The sequence below is a fragment of the Paenibacillus sp. FSL L8-0470 genome (assembly GCF_038008625.1).
Taxonomy (GTDB): domain Bacteria; phylum Bacillota; class Bacilli; order Paenibacillales; family Paenibacillaceae; genus Paenibacillus_AQ.
Genome location: NZ_JBBOZM010000001.1, coordinates 194,593 through 206,620, shown reverse-complemented (window position 1 = coordinate 206,620; position 12,028 = coordinate 194,593). Strand labels below are relative to the sequence as shown.

The 12,028-nt window shown below is 46.7% G+C and carries 9 protein-coding genes and 2 pseudogenes; all 11 read right to left on the bottom strand.

Going from position 1 to position 12,028, the window contains the following annotated elements:
• Positions 1-185: 185 nt before the first annotated feature.
• Positions 186-515, bottom strand: a pseudogene (locus NST99_RS01060) (glycoside hydrolase family 88 protein); the annotation flags it as partial.
• A 205-nt stretch (positions 516-720) separates the two neighbouring features.
• A complete protein-coding gene (locus NST99_RS01055) occupies positions 721-1,524 on the bottom strand; it encodes a hypothetical protein (protein WP_341089182.1) in 804 nt (267 codons plus the stop codon).
• A 16-nt stretch (positions 1,525-1,540) separates the two neighbouring features.
• A complete protein-coding gene (locus tag NST99_RS01050; RefSeq protein ID WP_341097510.1) occupies positions 1,541-2,329 on the bottom strand; it encodes a vWA domain-containing protein in 789 nt (262 codons plus the stop codon).
• A 117-nt stretch (positions 2,330-2,446) separates the two neighbouring features.
• Positions 2,447-3,184, bottom strand: a pseudogene (locus tag NST99_RS01045) (serine/threonine protein kinase); the annotation flags it as partial.
• A 74-nt stretch (positions 3,185-3,258) separates the two neighbouring features.
• Positions 3,259-3,561 carry a pore-forming ESAT-6 family protein gene (locus NST99_RS01040; protein ID WP_341089181.1) on the bottom strand — a complete coding sequence of 101 codons (303 nt, stop codon included), beginning with the start codon at positions 3,559-3,561 and terminating at the stop codon, positions 3,259-3,261.
• A gap of 17 nt (positions 3,562-3,578) precedes the next feature.
• The gene (locus NST99_RS01035; RefSeq protein ID WP_038584741.1) at positions 3,579-3,878 is read right to left on the bottom strand and encodes a WXG100 family type VII secretion target; all 300 of its coding nucleotides are present in this window, start codon (positions 3,876-3,878) and stop codon (positions 3,579-3,581) included.
• A 36-nt stretch (positions 3,879-3,914) separates the two neighbouring features.
• Entirely contained in the window at positions 3,915-4,166 is a 252-nt protein-coding gene (locus NST99_RS01030) for a methyltransferase (protein ID WP_341089180.1), read from the bottom strand.
• Positions 4,159-8,784 carry a type VII secretion protein EssC gene (essC, locus tag NST99_RS01025; RefSeq protein ID WP_341089178.1) on the bottom strand — a complete coding sequence of 1,542 codons (4,626 nt, stop codon included), beginning with the start codon at positions 8,782-8,784 and terminating at the stop codon, positions 4,159-4,161. Before essC ends, NST99_RS01030 begins: the two co-directional genes overlap by 8 nt.
• A gap of 61 nt (positions 8,785-8,845) precedes the next feature.
• Positions 8,846-9,592 (bottom strand): hypothetical protein, encoded by a 747-nt coding sequence (locus NST99_RS01020; protein ID WP_341089176.1) that lies wholly within the window; start codon positions 9,590-9,592, stop codon positions 8,846-8,848.
• A 38-nt stretch (positions 9,593-9,630) separates the two neighbouring features.
• Complete coding sequence (locus NST99_RS01015) at positions 9,631-11,505, bottom strand: PT domain-containing protein (protein WP_341089175.1); 1,875 nt, start codon at positions 11,503-11,505, stop codon at positions 9,631-9,633.
• 58 nt (positions 11,506-11,563) lie between these two features.
• Positions 11,564-12,028 carry a DUF5085 family protein gene (locus tag NST99_RS01010; RefSeq protein ID WP_341089174.1) on the bottom strand — a complete coding sequence of 155 codons (465 nt, stop codon included), beginning with the start codon at positions 12,026-12,028 and terminating at the stop codon, positions 11,564-11,566.

Below are 12,028 nucleotides of genomic sequence, written 5' to 3'. Positions count from 1 at the left end.
ATTCGTTTCAGCGAGAACGATAAGGACAATTTACAGTACACATTTTCTGATCACACGAAGAGAAAGGCGTTTCGCCAGCAGGTAGTTTTTTCAGTGGAGGCTTCTGCTCTAAAAGCACAAAGAGCACCCATCCAGGTGCTCTTGCTTATGCTTCTCCAGCTTGAAAGAGCAAGCTTGCTTCCGGGCTACCGCTCGTACCAGTATCCCGGAATGCCCCGCTCCAGCCGCATCAATGCTTCAAGATAGTAATAATCGCCCCAGATGGTGTAGTCATCCGGGGACTCGCCACCTCTGACGGAGTACGAACCATGCTTCAGCAGACCTTCCGCTTCCTCGGCACCCCGAGTGGAATAATGCTCTGCCAGTGACTTCACTGATGCTTCCGCAGCGTCCAGGAAAAACTGGCGCTCCGGATCGCCCGCATCCATCTGTCCGGCTATCTCCAGCAGGCCGCAGGCGGCGATGGCAGAGGCGGAGCTGTCCCGTTTCGTATCCGGCCCCTGCGGAGCATCAAAGCTTTATTGCTGGCCATCTTGCTCTTAGGGCTTCATTCTATGGACCACATCCAGATTAAAAGTATATTATCAGAATCCCGCTTACCATATTTTGTATTATACTTAAATAAAGGACGATCACCACAAATGTCCGTTTTACTTATGTATAGTTTATTTTCTCAACTTATTTGGCAGCCCTACTCAAATGGTTAGAACTAACCAACAATTAATTCCAGCGAATTTCCAAAAAAGAAACATCATCACTGGCAACATGGTTATACGACGTTTCGATCATCTGTCGAAGTTCCGCGTTTTCCGGATACCTTTTCCAATTCCTGTACCCCATTAGTCCGTCCGTGAATACTTGTATACAATTCGGTCTACCGGAACCTTTTGCAAGATCCATAGACAGAATAGAAGGTCCTTCTCCCATAACACCATGACAAGTCGACCAACGGTTCCATTGGGAAAATCCGCTTACTAAGCCTGGAATCTCAGTTCCATGATCGAAGAGACGAATAGCTGTATCTCCCAGCCAGGCTACGGTGATCTGACCCTTGTTACTGTCAGCCGTGTAGCTAATCTTCCCGCATACAAATGTTGTCTCGCTGCCCTTCAAGCGTTTCTCCTCCAGTACTTCACGGAAGAGGCCGCCAATATGCGAAGGGAGTTCATAATGGTTGATCATATTTGTAGCCGGGGCGGTCATTTGCTGCAAGCCTGAAGATAACTTGTACTTTACAACTTCGCTGTCCGCAGAATTAAAACAATCGGATTCAGACATGAATTGCAGCAGAGAATCCCCTAGGTATTTTGCTGCTAAATTTCCGTAAAAGGACTGGCTGACCCCATCACATACACAGAACAGGATGCTGTCATCCGTTACTCTATAGGTTATATAGTCCTGCCCCATATCATCTCCCTGCCGTGACTCTCTGGAACGGGCATAGGTGCAGCGTATGGAAAACAGTCCTGCTTGCAGTGACGACAGAGGATATTCCAATCGTTGGTCAATCTGAAATAATCTCATCTCTAGCATCACTGTCCTATCGTATCGGAGTAGACGCAGATATCTGGAAGCCTAAAGACACCATTTCGTGACTGCTGCCAGGCAGCATCATCAGAGCTCCGCTCTGCAGAGTATAAGAGAATTCAGTCATCATCTTACGGTAGCTTTCCGGAAGTGCAGAAGACATGTTTCTGAGTTTCAGCGCATAGTCATCCTTCAGATTCATTCCGGGCAGAATCCCCTTCCAGTTCCGCGGGTCGTTAACAGGCTCTTCAAGAAAATGATCATTAATAAAAATGTTCTCAATAAGCACATTCCCATCAGGCACACTCATCTCCATGATCCGTTTGGCCACCGGTTCGGGATCCTCCCCGGTATGCACACCGTCAGTCATGTGGCAAATCAATGGAGCCGGACACTTCTGCATAAGGGGCAACTGTTCCAGAAGCAATTCCTCAGCTCTTTGAAACGCAAGTGCTGTATCCGTAAATCGCATCGGTGTAAGCTCTGGCAGCGTCGCCGTCCTGGCAATTTGATCGATCGCCTTGATGCCTCCCAGCAAATCGTCTACCTCGTCACTGTAAGGAAGAATAGCGATCCGATAACGTGCTGCAATCCGGCTACCCTTAGTGGAGCGGTAGACCATTTGCTTTATGGTAGAAACCAATGCTTTTTTCACCAAATCTATTCTTCTGACATTATTCATTTCCAACCCCATTGAAGCACTAACATCAATGAGGTAAATAATCAATGCCGGAGTGCTTTGCGTAGCCTGTACTGTATATTTTTCCCTGGGGACTAATCCCCCGGTTAAATCTCCAGTCATTGGTGAAGCCCCATCCTGATTATTGATCATAACCGTCGGTTCAACGACCGGTGTTTTACCGATCATTAATTTAGAGATGTTTTCTAATTGTTTTTTCACTTCGCGCGTACTTTGAACCCTTTGATCCGGTTGCGTTTCAAGTAATTTTTTGAGCAGATTCACATATTCTAATGGAACCTCAGGAGAAATGAGCGCAAAGGTAGAGTGAACGGAAGAATAATATTTTCCACCTGTGAGCATGAAGTAAAGAGTGGCACCCATTGAATACAAGTCGGTCCGGAAATCCGTCTGCCCATTTTCCAATTGCTCCGGTGCTGCAAACACCAGTGTACCTAATGCAACCGTATCCTTTAACTGTCCCTTCTTGAAAGTCCTTGCGATTCCGAAGTCGATCAGCTTCAAATTGTCGTATTCATCCACCATAATATTTGAAGGCTTTAGGTCACGAAAAATCACCGGTTTAGGCTGTTCATGTAAGTAATTCAGAATCTCGCACAGCTGCACGGCATATTTAAGCGCGCGCTGCACCGTTATCGGCGTCTTGTTATCCCCATATATCTCTTCAATCGTGTGCCCGTTCACATATTCCATCACCAGATAACTTCTTCCTTCAGCATCCGGCTCAAAATAATCCGCTATCTTCAGGATGTACGGGTGGGACAGATTGCTGAGAATCCGTATTTCTTCCAGAAAGCTGCTGCCATCGGTTTCAGAATCGATAATGATTTCCTTAACCGCCCAAATCTTACGATTCAATCTGGTATCCCGTACCCGGTATACAGCACCCATGCCACCTCTGGCAATAAGCTCTTCTACCAGATATCTTCCTCCAAGAATCTCTCCGTTAGTCAACATATTCCTTCTCCTATCCCTGGTTCAGTGCTAATAAGGGCAACGGACATTGTCCATTACCCTTGCTTCAGAAGCTGTTATTTGAATTGGCTCGCATTGTTTTTTATCGCGTTTTCCGTATCTTCATATCCTTTTACTGTTGTATCCAAGAAAGTAGCATAGGAGATAATGACGTTCTTATATTCCTCAAAGCGGGGTTCCATTCCTCTAAATTTCTCACGAATGGTATTGCTCGCATCACTTTGCCAGGTGGAGGCAAGTGCGTTCATCTCCATTTTAATTTCGTCCAGTCTGGCGCTGAGATTTTCATTAATGGATCGGATCGTTCCGGCAGTATTCGCTACCTCAGGCAGAGAAATTTGAATTCCTTCCGTTGACATATATGCAGCCCCCTTTTTTAATTAGTTAATTTTTTAGCTGAATTGATAATTTCACTTTGGGTATCCCGGTACATCTTGGCGCTCAGTTTTAGAAATTCGGAGTATTTAAGCAGCAGATCGTACATGTTCTTAAAATCCTCCTCAAAGCCTTGAATCTGGGTAACATATGCCGTATTGTCGGCCCCTTTCCAAGCGGCACCCATTGCATTTACCTCTGTGAATAACTTCTTGTATTGCGTGGCGTACTCAGACGCTTGGCCATCCATCTTCTGTGCTGCTGATTCCAGCCGTGCAGGATCCACAGTAATCTTCGACATTATTTCTACTCCTTTCTGATTAAAAAAATATAAAATTTATATTAACATCAGCATGGAGCCGTTACTTAACCCCAGCTCCCTTGCCGATAGGTTAATATCAAGCACTGTAGCGGTCTGTTTATCGCAAATGACAGTATCCTCTGATCTGATATAGACCCCTCCCGACAGTTCCATGATTGCAGCTGCCATCAGGCCTTCGATCTCATGCAGACGAAGATCTAAAGGAATGATTACATCGTGTGTCTGGCTGATTGCCGGAATATAGAGCTCAATAATGATCTTATCCAACGGGGACCTCCTCCTCCACGAGCGCACTGGCAGCCAGCAGTTTCACCAGAACAGCCTTCCCGCGATGCACCACGTACCCGAAGCCGTCGCCAATCTCGCGGTACATCTCTTGGCTGAATCTGGCCGGCTTCATGTGGTACTGATCGGTAAAACCGTCTCCAATCCATATCCCCTCACCTCCGGCCACATGCTCTTTAAACCAAGCTTCATAGGAGAACGTCGCGATATTAGCAGCCCGTTCAGCCAATATAAAATGTACCTGATAAGCGGCGCTCCCTTTCTCAAGCAGAACTTTCCACTTATCCTTGGCATCTACGGATAGCCTGGACAGCAAGGCCGATACCGACAGCACAATTACCGTCAGTTTATTGAATACAGGAACCGGCTGGCCTGCAGCAACTGCATCCTTAAAGGCGTTATTCCGCAGCACCAGCATATTGAACAGTTCAATAACCGCCCCCTCGGCGGCATCGTTATGGTCATTGATATAGCGGCATTTACCCTGAAAGTGTTCCGTAAGCTGTCTATTGGCATCAAGCACCAGCAGCTCCGAATCGGAAGCGCCTTGCTCAGAGAGCACCTCGACCAAACCCTGCATGAAAGTAGTCATATCATGATCTCGGGAAGCTACCAACTGAATATAGCTTTGGCTGAGGTCCATGTAGGATACCTTTAGGCTGTCTTTCTCCACCCCCACAGGAATCAATCCGTCCTTCCAGCGATGAATATCTTTCTTAAGGAAGGCCAGATCCACCTTGTCCGGCAAGATCGGTATCTGTTCAGCAGTTGTTCCAGTCCATTGTTTCGCATAGCTGCTGCAGCTGCTTCGCAATTCATTCAGCAGATTGTTGCCGTTTGCCTGAATATGGGCCAGCTGAAATTCATAGACGTTGTCTTTCTTGAAGATGCCTCTGCCCTTCAATTTGGAAGGGTACACGCCTCCCACATTGCCGAGCACACCGGAATAATCGGATGGATCATTCAGCTGGAGCACGTAGAGCTGCTTGAAATTCTGCAAGGTTTTGTACCGTACAGCTCCCGTATTAAGTGCAGTCAGCATAAAATAAATACCATACTTCAGACCTTCTCTGCTGAGCAGCGAGATCACCTCTTCCTTGCCCTCAAAAAGCTCGGTAAATACGGAATAGTTATGAATGACGACTAATATAGAAGGCTCTTGTTCCGCAGATACACGATTATAAGAACCGAAGTCGCCCCCATACGGTGAGAACATCTTCTTTCTATGTTCTATTTTTTGCTGAAGCATCTGGAAAAGTTTATTAACCCTTTCACTGTCGTGAGAGAAGACTACATCACCCACATGCGGTGCTTCTGAGAAGGCTCCCAGCGTTTCCGAACCAAAGTCCAGAATATATATATTGATTTCTTCGGGAGTATGCTGCTCTATCAAGGAGAAGATAAGTGTCGTCAGAAAGACTGTTTTTCCACTACCGGCCGTACCATAAACGAGCGCATTACCGTCCCGGGAGAGCGGGAAGGTCATGGGCAGCTGTCTCTGGTTCACCGGATCATCGACCTCGCCGATTACAGGATTAATCTCACCATAAAAAGAAAGGGAGTTAGGGTACTTCTTCTTCAATTCATGCAGATAAATAACAGCAGGAATCGGCTCCAACCACAGCGGCCGGATCTTGATGCCTTCTTCGGCAGCAATGTGGGATAGATACTCATTAATCCTGCTAATCTGCTTCTCTGGATTAGCCTGTCTGATTTTTCGTTTATTAACAGTTGTTTGCTTTACAATACGGCCCAGCGTATCAATTATCGTGAGGTTGTGATCCGGTGTACGTTCCATCCGGTCCGATGGAGCATACGGTGCGCCGGCCCATGCAGATTGCCCTAGTTCAAACAGCTCGTTAAAGCCTACCTGCACATAAAATCTTCCAGTAACGGACAATTCGGCGGCATCCGGTCTTTTGATTACATCCATACTGTCGGCCCTCTCCTGGACCTTCAATGAAATACGGAATTTACTATTGCTCCAAATTTGGTCGTCTACGACACCCGCAGGCTTCTGAGTAGCTAGAATCAAATGGATGCCCAGACTTCGTCCGATTCGCGCAGCACTTACCAGCTGTTCCATAAACTCCGGCTGCTGGGTTTTAAGTTCGGCAAATTCGTCTGAAATGATAAACAAATGCTGAAGCGGTTCGGATACCTGCCCTTCCCGGTAAAGCCTTTGGTATTTATAGATATCAATGTTGCTGAGACCAAGCCGGCTATGAATATCCTGAAATATGGCCTGCCGTCGTTTCAGCTCGCTTTGGATTGAAATCAGCGAACGTTTTACCGCAGCGCCGTCCAAATTGGTAATCGTTCCTGCCAGATGAGGAAGGCTAGAGAATGCGCTTGCCATCCCGCCACCCTTATAATCGATAAGGATAAAGGCTACTTCATGAGGATGATAATTCACTGCCAGTGATAATATAAAGGTCATAATGAATTCGCTTTTACCCGAACCTGTCATTCCGGCAATCAACCCATGTGGACCATGGAATTTTTCATGCAGATCCAGTTGAAATAAGGCTCCCGAGGTATCCACACCAATGGGAGTTTCCAGTGACAATACCGGATCGTTATCCTTCCAGCGGGTTAAGGCGTTAAGATGCTCTATCTTTCCGACGCCAAACATATCGAGGAAGGTTAACATATCCGGCAGATTATATTTAGATCCTGATGTGTCAAGCTTGATGTTAGCCAGCCGGACAGCAAGCGCAAGCTCGTTACGGATCTCATAGGGATCAGGGCGGAAAGATACAGCTTTCCCGGAAATATTATCTTTGTCAAAAATATTCGAATCTTCACCGTCGCACTCAATCACCAGGGAGCACTCTTTGGGAAGATGCATGAGCTGATCATAAAGATGCAAAATGCTGAAGCCGAGGTTCTTTTTCTGCTTTAATAATCCGTTGATTATTTCAGCTTTGCCCGCCAGCTGCTTGTCCGCAGCTATAATCACGTAATATGGCGACAACTCCCGTATTTCTTCATCAGATGAGAGCATTTCCCGGGCAGATAGCTCTTTTTCCAGATAACTGGACAGCTCTTTCACTTCATTTAGCTCCGTTGCCACAAACCGCAAACTGCCCTCTTCATTCCATACATGCGGCAGCCATTTCACAAATCCCCAAGTATCTTGTTCTTTTGTATCATAAAGAAAGACGAGCTTTAGTTCATCATAGCTGTGAAGTGCGGTAAGCTGCAGGATCAGCTGTTTCGTAAGCCTAACGGCGGCTTCCCTCGTGCCGATAATTCCCGCTATCCAATCCTCTGTCAATAACAGCGGCAACGGCACATTTTTGAGGAGCTTCGGTTCTTTAATGAACTCTTCTAATTCGTTCCGCAATTCATCTTCATCCAAGCTGAATCTTATTTCGGGATGCTTAATTTCTGCCTGCAGGTTAACGGTTCCCAGTCCCAGTCTAAGCGATAAAAAGTCATTATGCCTGCGGGTTCGCTCCCATAAATCACGTTTCTTTTGTTCTATGCGGCCAACGCAATCTTCTACAGTCACTAGGTTCTCATGTAGAATATCGCTTTGATAGGCACACTCAACTGCAATTTTTTGCCGGAGCTCTCCCAAATATGCCTTGTATTTCACATTTCTCTCCTGATTGCGCCGGCTTCTCCGCTTGCTCTCATGTCTTCTGGCCAAGACAGGCCATAATATTGTACCTAGCAGCATGCTCATAGACATTACTAGAGTAGGCATTGCATTTCTGACATTCCCCCCGGAACTGAGTGCATTCTGGAGGGCAAACAACCCTGTAAAAAGTGAAGCCATCCCCATAGTGATGGACGGACCCAGCATCAGCATAATTGGCAATTGCTCCATATTGCCGAGTGAGGGTGGAGGATCAATTACAAATTCCGCCTGCTGAATATCCCGCTTGAACCGGGGAGAACGGTAGAAGAATTCAGGGGAAACAGCGATCTCCTCCAATTCCTCCTCCTCAACCACAGCTGCTGTCTGCTTGATATACGGCTGAAACGCAGCTCCTTTGATTTTTAGCTGACCGTCCGGATTGTTCACGGCAATAAAATCGGGGCCAATAATAATTTTGAGACCGATAATATAGACGACATCTCCTAGTTTCAGCACTTTGCTGGTGACCCGTTTCCCATTCACAAACGTTCCGTTTGCGCTGCTCTGGTCTTGAATCGTCAGGGTAGAGCCGTTGATCAACAGTTCAGCATGAATGGATGAGGTATACTTATTGGCATAATGCAGATTACAATTCTCTGCCCGTCCAATCGTTATTCTGCTGTTTGCATGAAACTTCAGCTTCTTAAAGGTATTCCTGTCACGGGAGACAGGCTCAGAGAAGAGCACTACATACTCATTCGTTCGGATAAGATGAATGGAGTACATGTTCATGGGCTCTATGGCAATTTCCTTAATGGTGGATTTGTTGCTGTCCAGAATAACGGCCTGTTTATTGGACTTCAGAATCCATTTCCCCTCAATGCCTTCAATACCGATAACGTTCTCCTCATAATTCTGTTCATTTCTCTGAGTGATCCAGTATTGTCCCTTCTGTTTCTCGGGAAGAACACAAGTATAGATGACCGTGTCTTTAAGCAGTGATAGCTGCATGCGTATCTTCACTCCCTATTCAAATCCACCAAATAGCCGGCACTAACTTCCTGCAGGAATACTATTTAATAAATACTGGATCAAACATGGCGAATTCCACTTTAGAAGCGCCGATACTGCTTATTGCAAATGTAATCTTATCCACATAACGAAGCGGCACAATCAAATTTTGGGGTTCTTGAGTGGACGCGTATGTATACGTTCCGTATAAGGTCGTTTGTCCGCCTTTATCTGTAAGATAAACATCTACCGTGACCGGCTGCGTGCTGACGCTTCCTAGCTTATGCTGAATTAGAGCCGCTTTCGCATTAAACTGTCTGTACTTTTCATCCAGTTGATAGGTAATCTTCGCTTGTGCCTTGCTATCCGGAGTATAGTCTCCAAGCATCGTATAGATATAATTCAAATGGGTGGTCCCGTTTTGCTCTTTAATCACAGTGCTGCCGTCGTACATAATGCTGCTCTCTGCGTTCGTATTAACTACTTCAGGGGCTCCGATCAGGTAATCGTTGCCTGCCTCAATTGTGCCGGTGGTTGCGTAAACCTTCTTGCCTGTTGAATTTAAGATTACAGTCTTCCCGTCACGGGAACGCGAAGGTTCATAACCCAGCTCAGGCAGCATATAGCTGGGAAAATAAGCGTAGCCTTGGAATGTAAAAGGTTTGTTTTTACTATTCACCGTAATCTTCGTGCCATCCACCTCAACACTATTAATGTTGAATAGGGCTCCCTTTAAATCTGCCGCAAATACGGTAACACCTCCGAATAATAATCCACCGCAGATAAAGCCTGAGATAAACTTCTTCATTTCTATTCCTCCTAAATGTTATATGTACTTTTGTATAACTACTCTCCTGTAAGCTCTTTTAGCATGCTTCGTGCCAGCTTGTTATTGCTATCCAGTGCTTTTAGTTGTTTAGCTAGACGGATAACCTTTTCCGTATCATCTTCAACGTTATAGGCATAAAGAATGCTATCCTCCAGCGCTTTGATTTTTTGCTTCTTCGCTGCTGACTTGGCGGTTGCCGCCGGTTTAGTTGTCGGTTTCGACGTTGGTTTGGCTGTTGGTTTAGCTGTCGGCTTTGGCGTTGGTTTAACCGTCGGCTGGGCTGTCGGCTTCGGTGTTGGTTTAACCGTCGGCTGGGCTGTCGGCTTCGGTGTTGGTTTAACCGTCGGCTGGGCTGTCGGCTTCGGCGTTGGTTTAACCGTCGGCTGGGCTGTCGGCTTCGGCGTTGGTTTAACCGTCGGCTGGGCTGTCGGCTTTTCCGTGATTACAGGCGCCAGAGCAGCCGCCGACGGGCTGACGTCAACCGTTGGCTGGGCTGTTGCCGTTGGCTGCACCGTTGCTTGAGCGGCAACGTCAGCAGCCTCATTAGAAGGCTCCGATTCGCCCATCATTCCCCTTACAGTCAGACTGCCGCCGAGCACAATAGCTGCCGCCAAGGCAATCAGCATTCCAAGCCGCCATTTCTTGCCTGCCAGCGGGCGCGGTTTCTCCTGTTCCGGCGCAGTTTCTTTCGAATGCTGTTCAGCCAGCAGAGACTGAATCACCTGTATGGAAACTTCGATTTCATGGCGGACAGAGGAATCAGCAACGGGACCGGCAAGCAATGCTGTGTAAGCCGCCAAGGCCCCCTGTAAATCCCCTGAACTTTCCAGCATTCTTGCTCTACCCAGCGGCGCTTCATCCCATTCTGACAACTCTTCCATTGGAGTCGGACGAAGAACGGATGGGAGGGCCGTTGAAGTCATTGTTCCTTCCGCCCGGACCTCTTCGGAGGAGTCCGTGTAGCCAAGGCTGACCGATGATAAGGCAATATACCATTCTCCGAATGCTGGACATTGATATAGCGCGTCACTTTCCCATGCTTTACGGAAAAGACCCGCAACCTCGCCGCCGTAACTTTCAGTCAACACTCTATTAATTAAGGCTACTCTATCCTGATCATTTTCCATCAACCCGGGGTCAAAATAACTTTCACCCCATGCCGCTTCCCGAATCTCCGGATGGAACCATGCCAGCATCTCTGCGAGCAGGATGCTGCCGGAATAACGATCTGCATACTTGTTCCAAAGATGCTGATAATCACTTCTCCCGGAAGAGTATCCGGGTGATCCCATCGTCATATATTCAGGCCTGTCGAGGTGGACCGCATACATGTGCTCTATGTCGATCAGCTGAATGCATGATTTGACTAAGGGCATAATCTCATGCAGGAGCCCGGGAATCATAACGTTAGAGCCTGATAAATCCCCATGCGCCAACCCGCGCTGCTCCATGAAAGATAACACTTCAGCCAAGGACCTGGCGGTATGAAGCGCCGTTTCTTGGGGAATATCTTTCTTTTCCAGTATGATATCCATCCAGGTCGGACCATTGATCCATGGCATAAGAACAGCATACAGCAGCTCCGGGTGACTTCCCAACAGTTGCACGTCCCGCTGAGGAATCAATACATCCCGTTCACAGACCTGAAGTCCATCAATTTTTGAAAAGGCCGCAAGCTGTTCTGACAAATATACATTAGAAGGCTGCCGGAAGACGGGTTTGAATACTTTCAGCGCTTTGGAAATGCCGTCTTGAATGCTGGTGAGTTTATACACCGTACCTTGCCTGCCCTCTTGGCCGTAGGGGATCTCACTCATGAGCGGATGCCCCTGAACAACATAAACCTTCCCGTCAATCACTAATTCTTCATTGGTTTCTGGATTGAATGCCATATCCTTGCATCCTTTCTACATGCGGTTCAATTCGCTGATAACCGTCCTGTACCGCCGTTCACAGCCAAATTTCCTCAGCACTTTGAGCACTGACTCCGATTTTGATAAACAAATAGGGTAATGTCCGGTCCCCGGAAACGATATGAAAAATGGGAGTCGTCTGGCGCAAATAATTGCTCTCCATATAGTGAAGCAGCTCTCCATAAGCGGTCTCCGTACTTGCTTCATAATCGGCAAGATCACAAGTAGAAATCATCCGGTCGATGCAGAAATAACTGTGGAAATGCATATCTTCTGTCACGTCCAGATAATCCTCGTGGATAGGAATAAAAAATTCAGCATGCAGCATTTCATCCAGTGGAATATTGTTTATAGAATAGAACAAGGGACCTTTAATCGTAGCCTTCAGCTGGAATACATCACTCATAAAATCAGATAGATGCTGCTCCAGATCCTTATAGTAGAAATGATATTTTCTAGAGACAACACTGGTGTATTTTATCGAATCCTTTGGATTTACCAC

Excerpts from the sequence above, each read along its gene's own strand:
- NST99_RS01055 (WP_341089182.1), bottom strand. The coding sequence starts at position 1,524 with ATGAGATTATTTCAGATTGACCAACGATTGGAATATCCTCTGTCGTCA.
- NST99_RS01050 (WP_341097510.1), bottom strand. The coding sequence starts at position 2,329 with ATGACTGGAGATTTAACCGGGGGATTAGTCCCCAGGGAAAAATATACA.
- NST99_RS01040 (WP_341089181.1), bottom strand. The coding sequence starts at position 3,561 with ATGTCAACGGAAGGAATTCAAATTTCTCTGCCTGAGGTAGCGAATACT.
- NST99_RS01035 (WP_038584741.1), bottom strand. The coding sequence starts at position 3,878 with ATGTCGAAGATTACTGTGGATCCTGCACGGCTGGAATCAGCAGCACAG.
- essC (WP_341089178.1), bottom strand. The coding sequence starts at position 8,784 with ATGCAGCTATCACTGCTTAAAGACACGGTCATCTATACTTGTGTTCTT.
- NST99_RS01020 (WP_341089176.1), bottom strand. The coding sequence starts at position 9,592 with ATGAAGAAGTTTATCTCAGGCTTTATCTGCGGTGGATTATTATTCGGA.
- NST99_RS01015 (WP_341089175.1), bottom strand. The coding sequence starts at position 11,505 with ATGGCATTCAATCCAGAAACCAATGAAGAATTAGTGATTGACGGGAAG.